This is a genomic window from Streptomyces sp. DSM 41931 (assembly GCF_050271085.1).
Classification (GTDB): Bacteria; Actinomycetota; Actinomycetes; order Streptomycetales; family Streptomycetaceae; genus Streptomyces; species Streptomyces albogriseolus.
Window position 1 is genome coordinate 3,264,437 of sequence record NZ_CP189902.1, and the last position, 21,831, is coordinate 3,286,267.

General features: G+C 74.2%; 16 protein-coding genes, 2 tRNA genes and 1 riboswitch. Of the genes, 6 read left to right on the top strand and 12 right to left on the bottom strand.

Annotated elements, in window-relative coordinates:
• Positions 1-6: 6 nt before the first annotated feature.
• Together ACP7TJ_RS15135 and ACP7TJ_RS15140 are read right to left on the bottom strand one after the other, a co-directional pair.
• On the bottom strand, positions 7-1,662 hold the full coding sequence (locus tag ACP7TJ_RS15135) for an ATP-binding SpoIIE family protein phosphatase (protein WP_266398503.1): 1,656 nt from the start codon (positions 1,660-1,662) through the stop codon (positions 7-9).
• Between the two features lie 169 nt (positions 1,663-1,831).
• Positions 1,832-3,211, bottom strand: a complete 1,380-nt coding sequence (locus ACP7TJ_RS15140) for an NAD(P)/FAD-dependent oxidoreductase (RefSeq protein WP_427763500.1) — start codon at positions 3,209-3,211, stop codon at positions 1,832-1,834.
• Positions 3,212-3,585: 374 nt separating this feature from the next.
• On the opposite strand from ACP7TJ_RS15140, the gene ACP7TJ_RS15145 reads away from it, so the two are divergent.
• Positions 3,586-4,320 (top strand): TetR/AcrR family transcriptional regulator, encoded by a 735-nt coding sequence (locus ACP7TJ_RS15145; protein WP_093768557.1) that lies wholly within the window; start codon positions 3,586-3,588, stop codon positions 4,318-4,320.
• 476 nt (positions 4,321-4,796) lie between these two features.
• Here the strand turns inward: ACP7TJ_RS15145 and ACP7TJ_RS15150 are convergent, their stop codons facing one another.
• The gene (locus ACP7TJ_RS15150; protein ID WP_266398506.1) at positions 4,797-6,920 is read right to left on the bottom strand and encodes an asparagine synthase-related protein; all 2,124 of its coding nucleotides are present in this window, start codon (positions 6,918-6,920) and stop codon (positions 4,797-4,799) included.
• A gap of 737 nt (positions 6,921-7,657) precedes the next feature.
• On the opposite strand from ACP7TJ_RS15150, the gene ACP7TJ_RS15155 reads away from it, so the two are divergent.
• The 4 genes from ACP7TJ_RS15155 to ACP7TJ_RS15170 all read left to right on the top strand — a co-directional run bounded on the left by ACP7TJ_RS15155 (position 7,658) and on the right by ACP7TJ_RS15170 (position 12,694).
• Positions 7,658-9,082: an MFS transporter gene (locus ACP7TJ_RS15155; RefSeq protein WP_093768522.1), complete on the top strand. Its 1,425-nt coding sequence runs from the start codon at positions 7,658-7,660 to the stop codon at positions 9,080-9,082.
• Positions 9,083-9,147: 65 nt separating this feature from the next.
• Positions 9,148-10,371, top strand: coding sequence for an L-2-hydroxyglutarate oxidase (gene lhgO / locus ACP7TJ_RS15160; protein ID WP_367463320.1), 1,224 nt, complete (start codon positions 9,148-9,150; stop codon positions 10,369-10,371).
• Between the two features lie 97 nt (positions 10,372-10,468).
• Positions 10,469-11,305 (top strand): tRNA (guanosine(46)-N7)-methyltransferase TrmB, encoded by an 837-nt coding sequence (trmB, locus tag ACP7TJ_RS15165; RefSeq protein WP_189912620.1) that lies wholly within the window; start codon positions 10,469-10,471, stop codon positions 11,303-11,305.
• 63 nt (positions 11,306-11,368) lie between these two features.
• A complete protein-coding gene (locus ACP7TJ_RS15170) occupies positions 11,369-12,694 on the top strand; it encodes a PrsW family intramembrane metalloprotease (RefSeq protein ID WP_167741471.1) in 1,326 nt (441 codons plus the stop codon).
• Positions 12,695-12,800: 106 nt separating this feature from the next.
• Here ACP7TJ_RS15170 and ACP7TJ_RS15175 read toward each other — a convergent pair whose 3' ends face one another.
• From ACP7TJ_RS15175 to ACP7TJ_RS15195, 5 genes are all read right to left on the bottom strand, one after another.
• The gene (locus tag ACP7TJ_RS15175) at positions 12,801-13,823 is read right to left on the bottom strand and encodes a M23 family metallopeptidase (protein WP_189912621.1); all 1,023 of its coding nucleotides are present in this window, start codon (positions 13,821-13,823) and stop codon (positions 12,801-12,803) included.
• A 12-nt stretch (positions 13,824-13,835) separates the two neighbouring features.
• A riboswitch (cyclic di-AMP (ydaO/yuaA leader) is annotated at positions 13,836-13,993 on the bottom strand.
• 304 nt (positions 13,994-14,297) lie between these two features.
• Positions 14,298-14,371, bottom strand: a tRNA-Met gene (locus tag ACP7TJ_RS15180).
• 63 nt (positions 14,372-14,434) lie between these two features.
• Positions 14,435-15,568 (bottom strand): dihydrofolate reductase family protein, encoded by a 1,134-nt coding sequence (locus ACP7TJ_RS15185; RefSeq protein ID WP_427763504.1) that lies wholly within the window; start codon positions 15,566-15,568, stop codon positions 14,435-14,437.
• Between the two features lie 86 nt (positions 15,569-15,654).
• Entirely contained in the window at positions 15,655-16,314 is a 660-nt protein-coding gene (locus ACP7TJ_RS15190; protein ID WP_093768528.1) for a response regulator, read from the bottom strand.
• 29 nt (positions 16,315-16,343) lie between these two features.
• Positions 16,344-17,390 carry a HAMP domain-containing sensor histidine kinase gene (locus ACP7TJ_RS15195; protein ID WP_093768529.1) on the bottom strand — a complete coding sequence of 349 codons (1,047 nt, stop codon included), beginning with the start codon at positions 17,388-17,390 and terminating at the stop codon, positions 16,344-16,346.
• Between the two features lie 392 nt (positions 17,391-17,782).
• Between ACP7TJ_RS15195 and ACP7TJ_RS15200 the strand changes: the two genes are divergently transcribed.
• Positions 17,783-18,076 (top strand): DUF3040 domain-containing protein, encoded by a 294-nt coding sequence (locus ACP7TJ_RS15200; protein ID WP_093768530.1) that lies wholly within the window; start codon positions 17,783-17,785, stop codon positions 18,074-18,076.
• 95 nt (positions 18,077-18,171) lie between these two features.
• On the opposite strand, the gene ACP7TJ_RS15205 is transcribed toward ACP7TJ_RS15200, so the two are convergent.
• The 4 genes from ACP7TJ_RS15205 to ACP7TJ_RS15220 all read right to left on the bottom strand — a co-directional run bounded on the left by ACP7TJ_RS15205 (position 18,172) and on the right by ACP7TJ_RS15220 (position 21,823).
• Positions 18,172-18,244, bottom strand: a tRNA-Lys gene (locus ACP7TJ_RS15205).
• Between the two features lie 154 nt (positions 18,245-18,398).
• Positions 18,399-20,612 carry a DEAD/DEAH box helicase gene (locus ACP7TJ_RS15210; RefSeq protein WP_427763507.1) on the bottom strand — a complete coding sequence of 738 codons (2,214 nt, stop codon included), beginning with the start codon at positions 20,610-20,612 and terminating at the stop codon, positions 18,399-18,401.
• Positions 20,613-20,850: 238 nt separating this feature from the next.
• The gene (locus tag ACP7TJ_RS15215) at positions 20,851-21,399 is read right to left on the bottom strand and encodes a hypothetical protein (RefSeq protein WP_427763509.1); all 549 of its coding nucleotides are present in this window, start codon (positions 21,397-21,399) and stop codon (positions 20,851-20,853) included.
• Between the two features lie 73 nt (positions 21,400-21,472).
• The gene (locus ACP7TJ_RS15220) at positions 21,473-21,823 is read right to left on the bottom strand and encodes a metallopeptidase family protein (RefSeq protein WP_043502155.1); all 351 of its coding nucleotides are present in this window, start codon (positions 21,821-21,823) and stop codon (positions 21,473-21,475) included.
• Between the last annotated feature and the right edge of the window lie 8 nt (positions 21,824-21,831).

Consider the following 21,831-nt stretch of genomic DNA (forward strand, 5'->3'; position numbering starts at 1 on the left):
CGCGCGTCACACGCCGACGCCGGCGGTCTTCGGCAGCAGGAACTCGCACCAGACGGCCTTGCCGCCGCCCGGGGTGCGTCTGCTGCCCCACGCGGAGGCGATCGTCGCGACGATGGCGATGCCCCGGCCGGACTCGTCGCCGGGCTCCGCGCGGCGGCGTCTGGGCAGATGGTCGTCTCCGTCGGTGACCTCGATGATCAGACGGCGGTCGGTGCGGCGCAGACGCAGCCGCATCGGGGGTGTGCCGTGCTGGAGGGAGTTGGCGACCAGTTCGCTGGCCGCCAGGACGCCCAGGTCGTGCAGCTCGGCGGGGAAGCGCCAGCTGGTGAGGACGCCGGACGCGAAGGCACGCGCGCGGGGAGCCGCCTCGACCCCGCCGAGCAGTTCCAGCGCGGCGTTGCGGAACAGCTCGCTCTCCGCGCCCGAGCGCGCGGGGTGCTGGAGGACCAGCACGGCGACGTCGTCGTCGTGGTCCGGGGTGACGCCGGCCGAGCGGACCAGGCGGTCGCAGACGACCTGGGGGCCGCCGGTGGCTCCGGCCAGGGCGCGCTCCAGTGCGGCGATGCCCTCGTCCAGGTCCGCGTCGCGGCGCTCGACGAGCCCGTCGGTGTAGAGGACGGCGGTGGATCCGGGGCCGAGCGGCACGGAGCCCGACGCGTGCATCCAGCCGCCGGTGCCGAGCGGGGGGCCGGTCGGTTCGTCGGCGCGCCGGACGGTGCCGTTCTCGTCGCGCACCAGGATGGGGAGGTGCCCGGCGGAGGCGTACACCAGGCGGCCCTCGTTGGGGTCGTGGATGGCGTAGACGCAGGTGGCGATCTGGTTGGCGTCGATCTCCATGGCGAGGCCGTCGAGCAGCTGGAGCACCTCGTGCGGCGGGAGATCGAGGCGCGCGTACGCCCGCACTGCCGTACGGAGCTGGCCCATGACCGCCGCCGCGCGCACCCCTCGTCCCATCACGTCGCCGATGACCAGGGCGGTACGGCCGCCGCCGAGGGTGATGACGTCGTACCAGTCGCCGCCGACGGCCGCCTCGGTGCCGCCGGGGTGGTAGGTGGCGGCGACGCGCAGGTCGTCGGGCTCCTCCAGCTCCTGCGGGAGCAGGGAGCGCTGGAGGGTGACGGCGGTCTCGCGCTGCCGGCGCTCGCTGGCGCGCAGCCGCTCGGCGGCCTCGGCATGATCGGTGACGTCGGTGGCGAAGACCAGCACCCCGCGGCCGTCACCCTCTCCCGCCGGGGTGCAGGTGAACGTGTACGAGCGGCCGTCAGGGGCCTTGCGCGACTTGACCGTCCTGGGCCTGCCGCTGCGCAGGACCTGGTCGAGGAGGGGCAGCAGGCCCAGTTCGTCGAGCTCCGGAAGCGCTCCTCGGGCGGGCGCGCCGGCGGGGCGGATGCCGAAGGCGGCCGTGTAGGCGTCGTTGAGGTAGGCGATGCGGTGGTCCGGGCCGTGCAGCAGGGCGACGAGGCAGGGGACGCGGTCCAGGACCTCGCGTACCCCGAGCTCGTCGACGGCCGGCACCGGCCGGTCCCCGTCGGTGAACCTCTCCGCGCGGGCCGCGGGCACGGAGCCCTCTCCCCGCCGGTCCGGGGATGCCGTGTGCTCGGTCCGCGCTGCGGCGCGGCGCTGCGTTCCGGGGAGCCGGGCGCTCCAGCGCGTGAAGTTCACGAATCCTTGCCTCGTGTAGTTGTCGGCGGCCGGATACCGGAACCGGCCGGGGCCCGGGGGCCGCACCGGGGCGGGCCCTCCCGTCCGCGGTGGTGGACCAGTGTGGCAGGGTCCGGCCGGGCCGACACCCGCTAGACGCCGGTCCGGCCCCAGGAGTTCCTGGGTCCGGTCAGGACGACCCCTTCGGGTTGTGCGGTGGATCGTGGGAAGGCTTTCCACCGGCCGCCAGTTCGAACTCCGCCCGAGGATGTTCGAGTGATCCGAGCGAGACGATCTCCCGCTTGAAGAGGCCCGCGAGCGTCCACTCCGCGGCCACCCGCGCCTTCCGGTTGAAGGTCGGCACGCGGCTGAGGTGGTACGTCCGGTGCATGAACCAGGCGGGGTAGCCCTTCAGCTTGCGTCCGTAGATCTGGGCGACCCCCTTGTGCAGCCCCAGGGAGGCCACCGATCCGGCGTACTTGTGGGCGTACGTCTCCAGGGGTTCGCCGCGCAGGGAGTGGACGACGTTGTCACCGAGCACCCGGGCCTGGCGCAGGGCGTGCTGCGCGTTGGGGGCGCACTCGCGGCCCTCCTCGCGCGCGGTGACGTCGGGTACGGCGGCCGCGTCCCCGGCGGCCCAGGCGTGGGGGACGCCCTGGACGGCCAGTTCGGCGGTGCAGCGCAGCCGGCCGCGCTCGTTCAGCGGCAGGTCGGTGGCGGCCAGCACGGGGTGCGGTTTCACTCCGGCGGTCCACACGACGGTCCGCGTCGGGAACCGCGACCCGTCGCTCAGCACGGCCACACGGTCGGCACAGGACTCCAGGCGCGTCTCAAGACGGACGTCGATGTTCCGCCGCCGCAGCTCGGTGACCGTGTAGCGGCCCATCTCCTCGCCGACCTCGGGCAGGATCCGGTCCGAGGCCTCCACCAGGATCCACTTCATGTCCTCGGGGCGGACGTTGTGGTAGTACCGCGTGGCGTAGCGGGTCATGTCCTCCAGCTCGCCGAGCGCCTCCGTGCCCGCGTAGCCGCCGCCGACGAACACGAAGGTCAGGGCGGCGTCCCGCACCGCCGGATCACGGGTCGACGAGGCGATGTCCATCTGCTCCAGCACGTGGTTGCGCAGCCCGATGGCCTCCTCCACCGTCTTGAACCCGATGGCGTGGTCGGCGAGGCCCGGGATGGGCAGGGTGCGCGCCACGGACCCGGGGGCGAGCACCAGCTCGTCGTACTCGATCCGCCTGCCGTCCGTCCCCTCCTCCTCGGTGGCCGGCGTGCGGACGGTGGCCGTGCGCGCGGCGTGGTCGACGGCGGTGGCCTCCCCGATGACGACGCGGCACCGGTCGAGGACACGACGCAGCGGTACGACGACATGACGAGGGGAAATGGCACCGGCGGCCGCTTCGGGCAGGAACGGCTGGTACGTCATGTACGGGTCCGGCGTGACGACCGTGATCTCGGCCTCGCCCCGTCCGAGCTCCCGTTTCAGTCTCCGTTGCAGACGCAGGGCCGTGTACATCCCGACGTAGCCGCCGCCGACAACGAGAATGCGCGCACGTTCCTTCACCATCCCATGACGCACCCGTCGCTTCCGTTTGTCCACAGCCCCGACGAATTGTGTGACCGTAGGACGCCCACGCCGGTGGTTGGCCGAATTACCGACCCACACCCGATCACCGCAGGTCACCCCGTATGATCAGCACCCTCGCGACGGCACATTCAGGACGTATACGACTCGTGCTCCGATCGAGGGGCGCTCCGTGCGGAACGTGCCCCTTCTGAATTGACCCCCGCTCAACTATGTTCATGTGTCGACGGGGTGCAGGGGGATGTGCTCATCGGGTCCGCGACGGGTGGGACCGACAGGCCGGTCCCGTTTCCACGCCCCGGACGTCAATGGCGGGGAGAGTCTCCGGGGGGAGACGTCATTACCGGGGGATACACATGCATGTTCAGGACTCTCGATGGTCGTCCGCTGTCGCCTCTGGCGCGACGATGAGCGCCGCCTCCGGCGGGCGCCCGGACGGCACACGCACCACACCGCTGCGCGTCGACGCCCAGCGCAATCTGGAGCACGTGCTGCGTGCGGCGCGTGAGGTCTTCGGCGAGCTGGGGTACGGCGCGCCGATGGAGGACGTGGCGCGCCGGGCACGGGTCGGCGTCGGCACGGTGTACCGGCGGTTCCCGAGCAAGGACGTGCTCGTACGCCGGATCGCCGAGGAGGAGACGTCCCGCCTGACCGAGCAGGCGCGCGCCGCTCTGGGGCAGGAGGACGAGCCGTGGTCGGCGCTGTCGCGCTTCCTGCGCACGTCGGTCGCCTCCGGCGCGGGGCGGCTGCTGCCGCCGCAGGTGCTGCGGGTCGGCGTCGCGGAGGAGCGGGAGCTGCCGGAGCACGCGCGGCTGCCGCAGCAGCGGACGCAGCCGGCGGGGGAGCTGCGGCTCGTGCCCGAGCAGCGGGCGGAGGACGACGGCGGGGCGGCAGAGCTGCTCGATGTGGTCGGGCAGCTGGTGGAGCGGGCTCGGGCGGCGGGGGAGTTGCGGGCGGACGTGTCCGTGTCCGACGTGCTGCTGGTCATCGCTACGGCGGCACCGTCCCTCCCGGACGCGGCCCAGCAGGCGGCCGCCTCCGCCCGCCTCCTCGACATCCTTCTGGAGGGCCTCCGCAGCAGGCCCTCCTGACCTGCGGTCACTTCTCGACGGCGCAGGCCGGTGCCCGTGCGGCAGGGGTGCCGGCCTTACCCGTGCGGGGAGCTTGCCGGGGGGCGGGGAGTTGCACACACGGTGCCTGCAACACGCCCGGCGTGGGTGCGGGCCGGGGGAGTTGACGCACCTCGGCGCCAACGAGGTGCCGCCGCGCCCACCCGTGCCGCCCCAGCGGCACGAATGCCCGCGGTTGGCGACACTTGCGGCCGCCGCCCGGCCGCGCGCCCGCGGATGGCGGGGGCGGCGCCCGCCACCGGGGCCGTGCAGGCGCCCACGGCGGGGAGGGGACGGGGTGGGGGTGGGCGCCCGCAGCGGCTGGCGCGTCAACGCCCTGGACTTCTCCAGCACGCACTCTCGCGCCAGACCGAGGACGACCACCCCCATCGCGGCCCCGCACCACCACCCCACCCCAGGCGCTACGCCCGCCCCCACCGCACCGCAACCCCGCGACCTCAGCGGGACCCCGCCGCCCCCGCCCCCAGCGCCCCCCGCTGCGGAGCGATACCCGCCGGCACCGCCCGTTGCCGCGCAGGCGTCCCCGTCCAGCACGTCCCCCGGCGCGCCAGCAGCCTCCGTAGCCACACCTCCAGCGCGACCAGGTCCGCCAGCCCGTCCAGCGGCAGCGGCTCCCCCTCCGCCGCCCCCCGCAACGCCTTCCGCACGACCCGCGCCTCCACCAGCCCCGCCTCCGCCAGCAGCGGCGTGTCGAACAGCGCGATCAGCGACCCCGCCGCCACCCGCAGCCCCGTCCGCGCGGCGGCCGCCGAGGCCGTCGCGCCCGGCGCCCCCCACCCCGCCGGCAGATCCCGCACCCCCGCGCCCTCCAGCACGGACCGCAGGATCTCCGCCCGCGCCCCGGGCCGTACCCGCAGCGCCTCCGGCAGGGCCCTGCACGCCCGCACCACCTGGTTGTCGAGGAACGGCGTGTGCAGCCGCTGCGAGCGGATCTCCGCCGCCTGCTCCAGCACCCGCACGTCCGCCGCGTACCGCGCCAGCGCCGCCCGTGCCCGGAAGTCCCCCGGCCGCTGCCCCGGCCCGACCTCCGACCGCCAGGTCGACGCCTGGAGGCGAACCGATACTTCAGCCAGCGCCTCCCCGGTCAGCCACCGCGCCGCGGGCCCGGGCCGGCCCCAGGTCAACGCGGCCAGCGAGGCGTCCGCGGCGCCCCCGGGCCCGTCGTCGTCCAGCTTCCTGTGCAGCAGCCGCTGCGCAAGGGACTCCAGCCCCGTGCGGTACGGCGTCCGCGCCAGCCTCCGCGCGGCCGCGTACACCCGCGCGGGCACCATCACGGATCCGTCCGCCTTGGCCAGAGCGGCCACCGGCCGCACCAGATGCCGCCGCTTCCGGTCCATCAGCAGGTCGGCCAGCCGCGCAGGATGAGCGTCGAGCACCTGCTTGGCGCCGTATCCCGTGAAGTGGTCCGCGCTGCCCGCCGCCAGCCGCGCCCGGTGCCGCGCCGCGGCGACCAGCGACGGACCCGGCTCGTCCGTCAGCGGCACGTCCAGTTCGACGTACGGAAGAGTCGACTCCTCACCGGCGACCACCACGTGGTGCAGCCGGGGGTTGGCGGCGAGTGCGCCCGCCCGCTCCAGTTCGCCCTCGTCCCGCCCCCCTGCCCCGCCGGCGGCGAGGTCGTTGAAGGTGACGGCCAGCAGCCGCTCCCCCGCGCCCGTGCCGTGTCCCAGCACGGTGCCGGGTCTCCCGGGCAGCCCGGCGGCCAGCAGGGCCAGAGCGCCCGACGCGGGCCCGCCGGACAGATCCGCCCCGATCCCCGCCACCGGCGTCCCCCGCGCCGCACGCCGTTCCGCGGGTCCCATGCCCGGCACCGGACCGGGGTCTATGTCGGCCCCGGGGACGTGACGCGGCGCGGCGAGCCGTGTCCGCACGGCCTCCACCAGCGCGTCCCGCACGGCGTCCACCGCGTGGCCGGGGTCGGCGGGCGGGGCGGCGACGGCCAGCGAGGCGACGGGTTCGTACCCGGCGATCTCCCGGGCCCCGGCGCGCAGGATCAGCGCGTGCCCCGGCGGAACGCGCTTCACGCCCTCGTACGGGGTGGAGTCCTGGAGCGCGGCGGGCACGTCGGGCGCCGCGAGCAGCGCGGCGAGGTGTCCGAAGTCGAGGTTGGCCTCGACGAGGTCGGCGAGCGGCAGGGCGGCGGTGGCGTAGGCGACGCCCCGCTCGAAGGGGGTGTAGAAGACGGGCCGGGCGCCGGCGAGGTCCCCGCACACCGTGATCCGGCGTCCGACCTGGACCACGGCCGTGTAGCTGCCCGGCCAGGCGGTCAGGTGCCGCAGAGCGCCGCCGCGCGCGGCGAACAGCGCGACGCGCAGCTGTTCGTCGGAGGCGCCGCAGGTGCCGAGGACGGCGATGCGGGTCTGCTCGTCGGCGGAGACCACCCGCACCTCGTCGGGGCGCCAGTCGCCGACCGCCCACAGCGGGTCGGGGTCGCCCCACAACAGGTGGGAGCCGACGGGCTGCAGGGTCTCGCCGTCGACGCCGGTGGAGCCGGCGGTGCCGACGGGGCCGTATCCCCCGGCCGCCGCGGCGGTGCTGCTCCATCCCACCAACCACCGCATCGCCGCCTCCACAAGCTGTGGACAACCAGTGCACCGTACGAACCGGTTCCCCATGCTGCCATGAAGGCGGCGCCCGGTAACGCCGCTGGAGCGGTGTGTGCTCCGTCGAATGCGCCCCGGCGGATACACCCACCCTCCGCGGGCGTTGACCCCGCGCAAGCCCGAACACCCGCCCGAGACACGGAGATCGACTTCTGGGCGGTCCCCACTCGCCAGGCCGCTTCGACGCGAATGCGCCCCCGTAGCGCGCCCCTAAAACCACCAACGCGCCCTCAACTACCTGGATAGAAGCGCGGATACACCAAAACGAGTGGCGTCGATTTTCAGCCAAATCGAAGCGGTGAGATCATACTCGAACACGCTCCGTACAGGCTTTGCGCACCACCGCGGGCGTACGGTCCGGGAGGCGGAGCACGCCTCCCGGACCGTTCCGCCGCCCGCGGGGATGAAGGCGGCGGTGTTCCCCCAGCCCACTGGATCCAGTACAGCGGGCCGACCCACGCACGGACCATGGAACCGCTCCCGGGATGGCCGGAGAAGAGCGCACGCACAGGCGCACGGCCACACACCGGGAGCACGCCGCAACTGCGCGTATCGGACCCGTACTTCAGTACGGACCACAATCCCGCCATCCGGAAGAATGCCCCTTAACGCTTGGGATGCGGCGAACTACGCTGGGTTTACGAATGCCGCGTGGTTATGCCAGAGCGGCAGCCGTCTGTGTCGAGGGGTGGCGCATGTCCAGGGAGCAACGCGGGCCGAACGAAAAACTCGGCGCCGTTCTCGCCCTCGCGGGAATCAGCAACGCCGGCCTCGCGCGGCGCGTCAACGATCTCGGCGCCCAGCGAGGACTGACGCTTCGCTACGACAAGACGTCGGTGGCGCGCTGGGTGTCGAAGGGCATGGTGCCGCAGGGCGCCGCCCCGCATCTGATCGCCGCCGCCATCGGCCAGAAGCTGGGCCGCCCCGTGCCGCTGCACGAGATCGGCCTGGCGGACGCCGATCCCGCGCCCGAGGTGGGTCTCGCCTTCCCGCGCGACGTCGGCCAGGCGGTGAAGTCCGCGACCGAGCTGTACCGGCTGGACCTCGCCGGCCGCCGGGCGGGCTCCGGCGGCATCTGGCAGTCGCTCGCCGGGTCGTTCGCGGTGAGCGCGTACGCCACACCCGCCTCACGGTGGCTGATAACCCCGGCCGACAGCTCGGTGGCGCGCGAGGCGGGTCCGTCCGACGGCTCCGGCGCACCGCTCAAAGTCGGCCACAGCGATGTGCGGAAACTGCGGGAGGCCGCGGAGGACGCCCGGCGCTGGGACTCCAAGTACGGCGGCGGCGACTGGCGTTCGTCGATGGTCCCCGAGTGCCTGAGGGTCGAGGCGGCCCCGCTGCTGCTCGGCTCCTACTCCGACGACGTCGGCCGCTCCCTCTTCGGCGCGGCGGCCGAACTCACCCGTCTCGCGGGCTGGATGGCGTTCGACACCGGCCAGCAGGAGGCGGCGCAGCGCTACTACATCCAGGCCCTGCGCCTCGCCCGCGCGGCGGCCGACGTGCCCCTCGGCGGGTACGTCCTCGCCTCGATGTCCCTCCAGGCGACGTACCGCGGCTTCGGCGACGAGGGCGTGGACCTCGCCCAGGCGGCGCTGGAGCGCAACCGCGGCCTGGCCACCGCCCGCACCCTGAGCTTCTTCCGCCTGGTGGAGGCACGCGCGCACGCACGCGCCGGAGACGCGCAGGCGGCCGGCGCCGCGCTGAAGTCGGCGGAGAGCTGGCTGGAGCGGTCCCGGCCCGGCGACAGCGACCCGACCTGGCTCGGCTTCTACTCCTACGACCGGTTCGCCGCCGACGCCGCCGAGTGCTACCGCGACCTGAAGGCGCCCCGCCAGGTGCGCCGCTTCACCGAGCAGGCGCTGTCGAAGCCCACGGAGGAGTTCGTGCGCTCGCACGGACTGCGCCTGGTGGTCTCCGCGGTCGCCGAACTGGAGTCCGGGAATCTGGACGCGGCCTGCGAGCAGGGCGTCCGGGCCGTGGAGGTGGCGGGCCGCATCTCCTCCGCGCGCACCACGGAGTACGTCAGGGACCTGCTGCACCGGCTGGAGCCGTACGGCGACGAGCCGCGCGTGGTCGAGCTGCGCGAGCGCGCCCGCCCGCTGCTGATGACCACGGCCTGACCCGTCCCGCCCCGCCCTTGGTTTGAAGCCGTTGTCAGTGGCGCAGTGCACTATCGACGCGGGAGGTGGCGCAGGTGGTGGCGGGGCCGTACGACTGTGACGTGGTGGTGATCGGCGGCGGGATCGTCGGCCTGTCGACGGCGTATGCCATCGGGCGGGCGGCCCCGGGCACGCGGGTGACCGTGCTGGAGAAGGAGCAGGGCACGGCCCGGCACCAGACAGGCCGCAACAGCGGGGTGATCCACAGCGGCATCTACTACCGCCCCGGCTCGCTGAAGGCGCGGTACGCGGTGTCGGGCGCGGCCGAGATGGTCAAGTTCTGCGCCGAGTACGACATCCCGCACGCGGTGACGGGCAAGCTGATCGTCGCCACGGAGCGCGAGGAGCTGCCCCGGCTGCACGCCCTGGTGCAGCGCGGCCGGGAGAACGGCCTGGCGGTGCGCGAGCTGTGCGGCGCGCAGATCGCGGAGTACGAGCCGGAGGTCGAGGGCCTCGCCGCGATCCACGTCGGCACCACCGGCATCTGCGACTACGGGGCGGTGGCCCGCCGGCTCGCGGAGGCGTCAGGGGCCGATCTGCGGCACGGGGCGGAGGTGGTCCGCGTCGACCGCCGGCCCGACCGGGGCGTGGCCGTCCTGACGGCGGCCGGCGACATCGTCCGCGCCCGCGTGATGGTGAACTGCGCGGGGCTGCACTGCGACCGGATCGCGCTGCTCACGGGTGACGAGCCCGGCGCCCGCATCGTGCCGTTCCGCGGGGAGTACTACGAGCTGGCCCGCCCCGAGCTGGTGCGGGGCCTGGTCTACCCGGTGCCGGACCCGGCGTTCCCGTTCCTCGGCGTCCACCTCACCCGGGGCACGGACCAGAGCGTGCACGTGGGGCCGAACGCGGTCCCGGCGCTGGCCCGCGAGGGGTACGACTGGCGGACGGTGCGGCCGCGCGAACTGGGCGCCACCCTGGCCTGGCCGGGCTCCTGGCAGCTGGCCCGCCGCCACTGGCGGTACGGCGCCGGGGAGCTGCACCGCTCGCTGTCCAGGCCCGCCTTCGCGCGGGCCGTGCGCCGGCTGCTGCCCGCCGTGCGCGACGAGGACCTGGTGCCGACGCAGGCCGGGGTGCGGGCGCAGGCGGTGCTGCGCGACGGCACGCTGGTCGACGACTTCCTGATCCGGGAGGCGCCCCGAGCGGTGCACGTGCTGAACGCCCCCTCGCCCGCCGCGACCGCCTCGCTGCCGATCGGCCGGGAGATCGCCCGCCGGGCGCTGGCCGGCCTGGCCGAGAGCGAGCGGTGAGCGCGCGTGGCGGGAGCGGTCGTCGGGCCGGTCCGCGCGGCCGGGCCGCCGTGCGCGCCGTCCCCGTAAAATCGAGGGCACTGTGTCTGATTCCGTGATGAGCACCCCCGAAGCACCGCACGCCGAGCGGACCGCCGGCGAGCCGGCCCCCCGCGCCCGCGCGAAGGGGGAGCCGCGCTTCCCCGACGGTCCGAAGGCCGACCCCGCCGGGTCGCACTTCGAGCGCCGGATCCGCAGCTTCCAGCCCCGCCGCAGCCGCGTCACCGCAGGTCAGGCGGACGCCTTGCAGCGGCTGTGGCCGGTGTGGGGGCTCGACATCGACGGCAGCCGCCGGCTGGACCTGGCCGAGCTGTTCGGGAACGACCGGCCGGTCGTCCTGGAGATCGGCTTCGGCATGGGCGAGGCCACCGCGGAGATGGCCGCCGCCGACGCGGGGACGAACATCCTCGCCGTGGACGTCCACACCCCCGGCCAGGGGCATCTGCTGCACCTCGCCGAGGAGCGCGGACTGGCCAACGTGCGCGTGGCGAACGGGGACGCGATCATCCTGCTGCGCGAGATGCTCGCCCCGGACGCGCTGAGCGGGCTGCGCGTGTTCTTCCCCGACCCCTGGCCGAAGAAGCGGCACCACAAGCGGCGGCTGATCCAGCCGGAGTTCCTGACCCTGGCCGCGTCCCGCCTGGCGCCGGGCGCGCTCCTGCACTGCGCCACCGACTGGGAGCCGTACGCGGAGCAGATGCTCGAGGTGCTGAGCGCGCACCCCGGCTTCGAGAACACCCGGGCGGACGGCGGCTTCGCGCCGCGTCCGGAGTTCCGGCCGCTCACCCGTTTCGAGCGGCAGGGGCTGGACAAGGGTCATGTGGTGAACGACCTGCTCTTCCGCCGCGTACCGCACGACGACCGCGCCGGGCACCGGGACGGGGACCCCGCCTGACGTCCCCAACCCCCCTCCTGAGCCGGCACGCAGCCCTGCCCCTTTCTCGTTAGGGTCGAATCCGTGGCCAGCAGCCCTCCGTACCCGCCGTACCCCGGCGCAGCTCCCGGCGGCACGCCGCGGCACCCGCACTGGTGGCAGCGCCCGGCGGTCCGCTACGGAGCGATGGTCACGCTGCTGGCCCTGTCCGGTCTGGTGATCCTCGCGCTGGTGCGGGAGCAGACGGGCACGCGGGGCTTCCTGGTCGGTCTGGGCCTGGCCGTGCTGCCGGTCCCGCTGCTGCTGGCGGCGTTCCGCTGGCTGGGCCGGGTGGAGCCCGGCCCCTGGCGGAACCTGCTGTTCGCGTTCGCCTGGGGAGCCTGCGCGGCGGCACTGATCGCGATCGTGGCGAACAGCTTCGCCACCCGGTGGATAGCGACGGCCACCGCCGACCCGGCCGGCGCCGACACCCTGGGCGCGACCGTCATAGCGCCGGTGGTGGAGGAGACGGCGAAGGCGGCGGCGGTGCTGCTGCTCTTCCTGTTCCGCAGACGCGACTTCCACGGGATCCTCGGCGGCGTGGTGGCGGCCGGGTTCACCGCGACCGGTTTCGCGTTCACCGAGAACGTCCTCTACCTCGGCAACGCCTTCGGCACCGACCAGCTCACCGGAGGCAGCGGCATCGCCTCGGTCACCGCGGCGACCTTCTTCGTCCGCATCGTCATGTCGCCCTTCGCGCACCCCCTGTTCACCGTGCTCACCGGCATCGGTTTCGGTGCGGCCGCGCTGGCCGCCGACCGGCAGCGGGTGCGGCGCGTGCTGCTGCCGCTCGCCGGGCTGCTCCTCGCGATGGGCATGCACGCGCTGTGGAACGGCTCCGCCACGCTCGGCCAGTTCGGCTTCATCGCGGTGTACGGGGCCTTCATGGTGCCGGCGTTCGGGCTGCTGACCTGGCTGGTGGTGTGGACGCGGCAGCGGGAGCTGCGGACCGTGCGCACGGAGCTGCCCGCGTACGCGGTGGCCGGCTGGCTGCGCCCGGCGGAGCCGTTCGCGCTGGGCTCGATGCGCGCGCGGCGCCTCGCCCGGAAGTTCGCCCGCGAGCACGGGGGCAGGCCCGCGGCGAGGGCGGTCGCCCAGTACGAGGCGTACGCGACGTCGCTGGCGTTCCTGCGTCACCGGGGCCGCGCGGGGAAGGCGGGGGCGGACTTCGTGACGCGGGAGCGGGAGCTGCTGCTGGAGCTGTGGCGCCGGCGCGCGGCGGCCCGCCCGGCGCTGGAGCACGCGGCCCGGCTCACGGCGCCCCCGGTGCCGTACGGCGCGGGATGGGCGTACGGGCCCGTCCCCGCACGGTGGCCGGCGCAGGGGCAGCCGCCGTATCCGGCGTACGGGGAGAACCCCTACCGCCGCTGAGCGGAGCCCCGGACATGCGGAACCGGCAGCCCTGACGTCGGGGGGTCGTCGTCGGGGCTGCCGGCGTTCACGGCGTCGGCGGCCGGGACACGGCCGCCGGGGTGGTTCAGATGCTGAGGCCCTTGCCGGCCAGCCAGGCGGCCGGGTCGACGCCGCCGGAGGTGCCGGCGGGGTGGACCTCGAGGTGGAGGTGGGCGCCGGTCACGTTGCCGGTCGCGCCGACGCGGCCGATCACGTCGCCGGTGTTGACCTTCTGGCCGACGCTGACGTTGATCGACGACTGGTGCGCGTACCAGACCTCGGTGCCGTCGTCGAGGGTGAGCACGGTCTTGTAGCCGTACGAGCCGTCCCAGCCGGCGGAGGTGATCGTGCCGGTGTGGACCGCCTTGATCAGGGTGCCGGTGGGGGCGGCGAAGTCCAGGCCGGTGTGGTAGCCGGAGGACCAGTAGGCGCCGGCCTGACCGAACGTCGAGGTGATGGTGTACGAGGAGGTCGGCAGGGCGTACTGCTTGGCCAGCTCGGCGAGGCGCTCGGCCTCGGCCTTCTTCGCGGCCTCCTCCTCCGCCTTCTTCTTGGCGGCCTCGGCCTTCTCCTTGGCCTCCTGCTCCGCCTTGGCGGCGGCCTCGGCGGCCTCCTTCTCGGCGGCGGCGAGGGCGGCGGCCTGCGCCTTGCTCTGCGCCTGGCCCTGCTGCTGCTCGACCTGGGCCATGATGCGGGCGCGCAGCGCCTCGCCGGCGTCGGCGGTGGCGCCCTCCTCGGCGTCGGCGGTGACCATGCCGATGTCGCTGAGGGGGGTGCTGGAGCCCTTCGGCGTTTCCTCGTCGGAGATGAGGGAACCCACGTTGGGGAGGTCGGGCATGGAGATGGAGACGGGCGGCTTGCCGGTCTGGGCGCTGGCCATGCCGCCGGCGCCGACGGCGGCTATGACGCCGACGCCCAGGACGGTGGAGCTGCGGGCGAGTCCGCCTCCGCGCTGCTTGGCGACGCGGTGCCGGCCACGCACGGGCCGCACGGACTCCGCGGTGGGGTTCCACTCCTCGAAGGGCCCCTCGTCGGCACCGGGGGCGCCGTAGGCGAAGGTGTCGCTCGGCTTGAACGGGGCCTCGGGGGCAGGCGGGTTGGACGCCACGTGGGCGCGCTCCTTTCCTTCCTTCTTCGCCTACCGGGTTAGCTGACGGGTTCGGAGCAGGAAGGTCTCCTACGCGCGTATACGAACCGTGACGTCACGGCGGTATCCGCCCGATTCACCCCATGGTGGTGGTTCCCCGGTTCCCTTGCGGGATTCGGCGCGTGCGCACGGAGCCGACGTCTGTGACGGCTGGGACGACCGCGCTGCGTTATCGAACGTTAATAGACGCAGGGGCCGGATTCCAAGCCGTTCCTCTTGATCGTTAACGATTTCCGCACGGACTTAAGCGCCATCAGCGGGCGAAAACGGGCGAGTTGACTGCGCCTCGGGCGACCGGTCGAACCTGACGGGGCGCCAGTTGCCATGCACTGCGGGGCCGTTCGCTCACTGTGCGTGAAGGGCGGGGGAACGAGTGCCGTCAGGGAGAAACACCGAGGGCCGGAACCCTTTCGGATTCCGGCCCTCGGCCTTCAGTAGCGGGGACAGGATTTGAACCTGCGACCTCTGGGTTATGAGCCCAGCGAGCTACCGAGCTGCTCCACCCCGCGTCGGTAGACACCAGTGTACGGCATCCGCGGGGTCCTCCGCACACACCTTCCCCGCAGGCGCGTTCAGCGGCCCAGGAGGTGCCCGTTCGGCGCCTTGGCGCGCTGCTCGAACTCCGGCAGGACCAGCACCGTGGCGCCCCCGTCGGCCAGTACGGCGCTGCCGTCGGCGTCCGTCACGAAGGTGTCCGGCTCCCGCCAGGCCGTGACCACCCGGCGCACCCCCGCGTCCAGGATCAGCCGCGCGCAGGGCGCCGGCCGGGACGCGCGGCGGGCGCACGGCTCCAGGCTGGAGTAGACCGTGGCGCCGGCCAGTCGCGGGTCGGTGGGGTCTGCCTTGGCCAGCGCGGCCTCCTCCGCGTGCACCACGGGGTCGTCGCCCTCGCGGGAGTGGCCCCGCGCCAGCTCGGTGCCGTCGGCGGCGACCACGACCGCGCCGACGCTGAACGCGGTCTCGGAGGGCGGGCACCGCGCGGCCAGCTCGCAGGCGAGGGCGAGCCAGTGGCGGTCGGCCGCGGACGGCAGCGCGCCGGCGCCGGGCGCGGTGGGCTCGTAGCGCATCAGGACGACGTCGCCTACGGGCCGGGTCTCGACCAGGCGCAGCCGCCCGCCCTGGTAGCTGCCGGGACCGAACAGACGGGGGGCGTCCGGGTCGCCGACGAACAGCGGGGCGAGGACGAGCTGCAGCTCGTCGGCGAGGCCCTGGGTCATCAGCTGGGTGTGGATCCGCCCGCCGCCCTCCACCATCAGCCGCCGCACCCTGCGCACGTCGTGCAGGTGCTCCAGCAGCCGCCGCCAGTCCAGGGCGTCGCCGAGCGGCACGACGTCTGCGGCGATGCCCAGGGCGCGGGCCCGTTCGGCGCCCTTGCCGGTGGTGTACAGGACCTTCTCGCCGCCGGTGTGCCAGAAACGGGCCGTCGGGTCCAGGTCGCCGGAACCGCTCACCGTGACCTTCAGCGGGTACTCCGGGCGGCCGTCGGCGATCCGGGCGGAGCGGCGCTCGGGCGAGTTGACCAGCAGCCGGGGGTTGTCGGCGCGGATCGTGCCGGCGCCGACCAGGATGGCGTCCACGGACGCCCGTACCTCGTCGACCCGGTCGAAGTCGGCCGGGCTCGACAGCAGCAGCCGCTCCGGGCCGGTGTCGTCCAGGTAGCCGTCGAGGGAGACGGCGGCGGACAGCAGGACGTACGGGTACGGCATCGGCGGGCTCTCCCGGGTGCGGGCGGCGGCGGGACCGCTGCGCGGTCCGGCTCCAGTCTGGCAACCCGTGCGACCGGGAGCGGAGGTCAGGGCTCGATCAGGCCGACCCGGATGGCGTACCGGGTGAGCTCCAGCCGGTCCCTGAGGCCCAGCTTGGCGAGCAGGTTGGCGCGGTGCCGCTCCACCGTCTTGGGGCTGATCACCAGCATGTCCGCGATCTGCTGGGAGGTGTGGCCCTCGGCGACGAGCTTGAGGATCTGCTCCTCGCGGTCGGTGATGGCCTTCGCGGGCAGGGTCCGGCCCTCCCGCGCCAGGTCGAGGTAGTTGTGGATGAGGGCGTTGACCGCCCCCGGGTAGAGGAAGGGCTCGCCCCGCATGGTGGCGTGACAGGCCTCGACGAGGTCGCGGTCGGCGACCGACTTGAGGACGTAGCCGGAGGCGCCGGCGGCCAGGGCCTCGAAGAAGAACTGCTCGTTGTCGTACATGGTCAGCACGAGGATCCGGGTCTCCGGCAGGGTGCGGGAGAGTTCACGGGCCGCTTGCAGACCGGTCAGGCGCGGCATGGCGATGTCGAGGATGGCCAGGGCGGGGCGGTGCTCGCGGGCCAGCTCGAGGGCTTCCGCGCCGTCGGCGGCCTCGGCCACCACGGTCAGGTCCGGTTCGCCGTCCAGGATGAGACGGACCCCCCGGCGGACCAGCGCGTGGTCGTCGGCGAGGAGGATGCGGGTGGGGGCGGCGTCGGTCATGGTTCAGCGTTTCCGGTCGGGGACGTCGGTCACGGGGGCGGGGCGTGCGCGGGCGCGGACCGGCGCACGGCGGCGGGGGTGGTCGAGGGGACGGACGTCCGCACGGGCCGTACGGGAACGAGGACGTGCGCGGGGAAACGCGCGGGGACGGGCACGGCGAGCCGCAGCTCGGTGCCGCCGCCCGCGCGCGGCTCCACGGCCAGCTCGGCGCCCACCAGCAGCGCCCGCTCCCGCATGCCGCGGATGCCGGCGCCCTCGTCCGCGCCGCCGATGCCGCGGCCGTCGTCGCGGACCCGCAGCCCGACCCCGCCGGGCGTGCGGCGCAGGGCCAGCTCGGCGCGGCGCGCCCCCGCGTGCCGCGCGATGTTGGTGAGGCCCTCCTGGGCGACCCGGTAGAGCACCAGCTCCGACTCCCGGTCCAGCTCGGGCAGGTCGGGGTCGAGGCAGTGCTGCACGGTCAGTCCGGGCCCGCCGAACTCGGTGGCGAGCGCCTTGAGGGCACTGGCCAGGCCCAGCTCGTCCAGCACGCCGGGGCGCAGCCGGCGCGCGATCCGCCGGATCTCCTCCAGGGAGGCGCGGGTGGTCTCCTGCACCTGGCGCAGCTCGTCGCCGAGCTCGGCCGGGGCGTGGTCGGCGGCCCGCTTGAGCTGCAGCAGCACCGCCGTCAGCGACTGGCCGACCTCGTCGTGCAGCTCGCGGGCGATGCGGCGGCGCTCCGCCTCCTGCGCGGACAGGGCCCGCGCGCTGCTGGTGGCCCGCTCGTCCTCCAGCCGGTCGAGCATGGTGTTGTACGTGGTGATCAGCTCGGCGATCTCGCCGCGCCCGCCGACCGCGGTCCGGTGTCCCGGGCGGAGCAGGTCGGTGGCGTTCATGGCGCGGGTGAGGCGCTGCAGCGGGGCGAGTCCCACGCGCAGCAGCAGGGCGTTGGCGACGAGCATGGCGGCCAGCCCCACGGTGAGCACCGCGGCCTCGGTGAGCAGCACCGGCGTGGACACGGTGACGGGTCCGAGGAGCAGGGCGGTGGCGACGATCAGCACGACGGCGTTCAGCAGGAAGATGCGCCAGAACAGAGGCACCTGGTTCCGCCTCCTCGCCGTCGGTGTGCTCAAGGCTCCGACAGCCCGCGACCGGGGGCGCGGCGCGGGCCGTCACCGTCCAGCCTCCGCCCCTCACCGGGGGCGGCGCCATCGGTGACAGTCCCCATTTTCCGGCGTGGACGGGCCCCTGCCCGTGGTCCCGTGCGTACCGGTCCCCCCTGGAGTTGGGGGGCGCGACGGATGGCTCCGGCCGTGCGCCCCGGGCGACCCTGGGGGACCGTACCGGGCGGGTGACGACCTTCGCACACGGGCAAACTCCTGGAAGACCGGCCCGAGTTCGCGGCAAGCCGGCGGTTCGCGCACGTCCCGGTGCCCGGAGCGACGGCCGTCGACGGTGTGACCGGGCGGCCACCCCCTGGGAAGGAGGAGCCGTGCCCCAGTCCGACGACGATCGCCTGGTCGACCTCGCGGCCCGAATCGAGCACGAGGACCCCCGTTTCGCCCGTTCCCTCACCAACGGCCGCCCGACCCGCCCGCGCGAGTACCGGCGGACCGGCGCCTGGTGGGTGCTGATCGCCGGGCTGGGCATGCTGGTCGCGGGCATCGTCGTCCCCGACGGGCTGCTGATCGCGGCCGGCCTGGTGACCAGCGGCATCGGCGTGCAGCTCATCGACCCCTACCGGCGCCCGGACGAGGACGACGCCCGGCGCCCGTCACCCCGCTGATCCGCGCCTTCGCGGACACGCGAACGGCGCTCGTGCCGGCCGCGGCCGGTGCGAGCGCCGTTCCGCGCGTCGGGGTCTCCCCCTCGCGCGCGAGGTAGGCCCTGTGGGACTCGAACCCACAACCAATGGATTAAAAGTCCACTGCTCTGCCAATTGAGCTAAGGGCCCCTGGCGATGTTGCCTCCCCGAGCATAGCCGGACGCGGCCGGAGAGCCGATCGGGTATCGGGCAGGCGCGTTGCGGCCGGAGGGGGCTCGTATGCGCGAGGGCCCGCGCGACGCGTGTCGTGCGGGCCCTCGGCGGTCACTTCGGTGAGGCGGTGTCAGCCGTTGCGCTTCCAGCGCGGCTTGTCCTCGCGGCGCTGGAACGAGCCGCCGCCACGGTGGTCGTCACGTCGGCCGTACGGGCGGTCATGGCCGCCGGAGCGGAAGCCCGGGCGGTCGCCCTGACGGTCGCGGTTGAACGGGCGGTCGCTGCCCCGGTGGCCGCCGGGACGGTCGTCACGGCGGAAGCCGCCGCGGTCACCGCCGTCACGGCGCTCGAAGGAACGGCCCCCGCGGTCGCCGCGGTCGTCACGGCGCTCGAAGGGACGGCCGCCCCGGTCGTCACGGCGGTCGTCCCGACGGAAGCCGCCACGGTCACCGCGGTCACGGTTGAAGCCACCCCGGTCGCCCCGGTCACCGCGGTCGTCACGGCGGAAGCCGCCGCGGTCGTCCCGGTCCTCACGGCGGAAGCCGCCGCGCTCGCCGCCGTCACGGCGCTCGAAGGAACGGCCGCCCCGGTCGTCACGGCGGTCGTCACGGCGGAAGCCGCCACGGTCACCACGGTCACGGTTGAAGCCACCCCGGTCGCCCCGGTCGTCACGGCGCTCGAAGGGACGGCCGCCACGGTCACCCCGGTCGTCACGGCGGAAGGTGCCACGGTCACCGCGGTCGCCCCGGTCGTCGCGGCGGAAGCCACCGCGGTCGTCCCGGTCGTCACGGCGCTCACGCCGCTCGTACGGCGCCGAGGCCGCCGGGCGCTCGACGCGCTCGGTCCGCTCGACCTCCCGCGCGGTCGGCTGCTCCGGCAGCGTCACCTCGGCCTCGGCGACCACGGCGGCCGCCTCGGCGATCACGGCCTGCGGGTCCTCGCCCCGCTCGCGCGCGGCGCGGGCCAGCAGCCGGTCGGCCTCCTCGCGCAGCTCGGTGGCGCGGCGCTGGGCCCGCTCCAGCTCCTTGGTGAGCTGGGCGACCTCGCGCTCGGCCTGCTGCGCGGCGTTGCCGGCGGACTCGGCCTGCACCTCGGTCATCGACCGGGCGCCGGTGATCTCGGCGACCTCCGGTTCGAAGGCCGCGCCGCCCTGGATGATGTGGCGCGTGGCGTCGACGCCCGCGTCCTCCATCAGGCGGAAGATCTGGCGCCGCTGGTGCGGCAGCGACAGGGAGACGACCGTGCCGGTGCGTCCGGCGCGCGCGGTGCGGCCGGCGCGGTGCAGGTAGTCCTTGTGGTCGCCGGCCGGGTCCACGTTCAGCACCAGGTCGATGCCGTCGACGTGGATGCCGCGGGCGGCGACGTCGGTGGCGACCAGGACGTTGACGTAGCCGTCCTTGAAGTCGGCGAGGGTGCGGGTACGGGCGCCCTGGGTCATGCCGCCGTGCAGCGCGTCGGCCTTCACGCCGGAGTCGCGCAGCTGCTCGGCGACGCGGTCGGCGCCGAGCTGGGTGCGGACGAAGATGATGGTGCGGCCCTTGCGGGAGGCGATGGCCGCGGTGACCGGCGCCTTGTCCTTGGGCTTCACGACGAGGATGTGGTGCGACATGGTCGTCACCGCGCCCTGCGCCGCGTCCACCTCGTGCGACACCGGGGAGTCGAGGTAGCGGTCGACGAGGGTCTTGATCTCGTTCTCCATGGTGGCGGAGAAGAGCATGCGCTGGCCGCCCGCGGGGACCTGGTCGAGCAGCTCCGTCACCTCGGGCATGAAGCCGAGGTCGGACATCTGGTCGGCCTCGTCGAGGACCGCGATCTCCACGTTCTCCAGGGAGCAGGCGCCGCGGTTGATGATGTCGCGCAGCCGGCCCGGGGTGGCGACGAGGACGTCGACGCCGCGCTCGAGGGCGTAGATCTGGTTGCCCATGGAGGTGCCGCCGCAGACGACCTTCATCTTGAGGCCGAGGACGTCGCCGTAGGGCTGGAGGGCGTCGGCCACCTGCATGGCCAGCTCGCGGGTCGGCGTCAGGATGACGGCGCGCGGCTTGTGCTTCTCGGTGCGGCCGCCGGCGAGCTGCGCCAGGGTCGGCAGACCGAAGGAGAGGGTCTTGCCGGAGCCGGTGCGGCCGCGGCCGAGGATGTCCTTGCCGGCCAGGGCGTCCGGGATGGTCGCGGCCTGGATCGGGAAGGGGCTGGTCACGCCGTTCTGCGCGAGCTTGCGCACGACGCCCTCGGGCAGGCCGAGGTCGGCGAAGGTGAGTTCGGGGGCCGCCGTCTCGGCGGCCGTGGTGTCGGTGTCCTCGATGTTCTCGGGCACGACGACGTGATCAGTACTGGCGATGGGCATACGAATGCGAAACCTTCCGGAGTCTCTTCGGCACGCGCCCGTCAACTCCGTGATTCGCAGTTCGCAATTACGACCGCCTCAATGCGGTCCACCACGGCAAGGGAGAGAGTACGCGCCACACGGCGCGCTCTGTTGTGGCGCCGGGCAAATAGGATCAAACGATCTGCCACCATACGCACCCCGACCCCTCGGATGCAAATCAGCAGGTGAGAAGCGTGCGACGGGGCCGCGGTGACCGCTAGGCCGGCGCCCCCGCTCTCGGCGCGGGCTCCCGCTGCGCGAGCTGGGGGTCGGGCGGCTGGTGGGCGGACGAGGACGGCTCGGCCTGGGTCGGCTCGGACGTCGGCCCCGGGTTCTGCGGCGGGTCCGAGGGCTGCGGGTCCGGCGTCCGGCTGGGCTCGGGCGGGTCGGGGCGGTCGTCGGGGGTCGGACGGGTGGGCTCGTCCGGGCCGCCGCCGTCCGGCGCGGGATGGCTCGCCCCGGTGGACGGCCGGTCGCCGGACGGGGACGGGCGCTTGCCCTTCCGCTTCTTCTTCTCGTCCTTCCCGCCCTTGTCCGCGTCGCCGTCCTCGCCGTGCCGGCCGTCCACCCCGGCCGCCCCGTGGCCGGCCTTGCCGCCCACCCGGTCGGTTCCGCCGTCCGGGGCCTCGCCGCCCGAGCGGCCCGCGGAGTGCGACGGCCCGGCCTTCCCCCCGGCGTCGTCGTCACCCACGCTCACGCATCCGGCGGCAGCGGCGACGGCCACGACCATGGCGGCCAGGCGGACGGGTACGTACAAGCGGCGCACGGGGCCACCTCCGGTTGGAGTGCAGGGTCGACAACCCCAACTCCCGTCACCCGCAAGAGGACACGCGAACGGCCTATCCGTAGCCGAGCGCGTGCAGCCGGGCGTCGTCGATCCCGAAGTGGTGCGCGATCTCGTGCACCACCGTGATCTCGGTCTCCGCGACCACGTCCTCCCGGGACTCGCACATCCGCAGGGTCGGCCCCCGGTAGATCGTGATCCGGTCGGGCAGCACCCCGGCGTACCACTCCCCCCGCTCGGTCAGCGGCGTCCCCTCGTACAGCCCGAGCAGCTCCGGGTCGTCCGCCGGCGGCTCGTCCTCCACGAACACCGCGACGTTGTCCATGAGCCGCGTCAGCTCCGGGGGGATCCGGTCGAGCGCCTCGGCGACCAGCTCCTCGAACTCCTCGCGCGTCATCTCCAGCACGAAGCCAT

What these genes read in the sequence shown, in the direction of transcription:
- ACP7TJ_RS15155 (WP_093768522.1), top strand. Translation starts at nt 7,658, where the DNA reads ATGTCCAGGGAGCAACGCGGGCCGAACGAAAAACTCGGCGCCGTTCTC.
- ACP7TJ_RS15190 (WP_093768528.1), bottom strand. Translation starts at nt 16,314, where the DNA reads ATGACCGACGCCGCCCCCACCCGCATCCTCCTCGCCGACGACCACGCG.
- ACP7TJ_RS15185 (WP_427763504.1), bottom strand. Translation starts at nt 15,568, where the DNA reads ATGCCGTACCCGTACGTCCTGCTGTCCGCCGCCGTCTCCCTCGACGGC.
- ACP7TJ_RS15210 (WP_427763507.1), bottom strand. Translation starts at nt 20,612, where the DNA reads ATGCCCATCGCCAGTACTGATCACGTCGTCGTGCCCGAGAACATCGAG.
- ACP7TJ_RS15140 (WP_427763500.1), bottom strand. Translation starts at nt 3,211, where the DNA reads ATGGTGAAGGAACGTGCGCGCATTCTCGTTGTCGGCGGCGGCTACGTC.
- ACP7TJ_RS15150 (WP_266398506.1), bottom strand. Translation starts at nt 6,920, where the DNA reads ATGCGGTGGTTGGTGGGATGGAGCAGCACCGCCGCGGCGGCCGGGGGA.
- ACP7TJ_RS15145 (WP_093768557.1), top strand. Translation starts at nt 3,586, where the DNA reads ATGCATGTTCAGGACTCTCGATGGTCGTCCGCTGTCGCCTCTGGCGCG.
- trmB (WP_189912620.1), top strand. Translation starts at nt 10,469, where the DNA reads ATGAGCACCCCCGAAGCACCGCACGCCGAGCGGACCGCCGGCGAGCCG.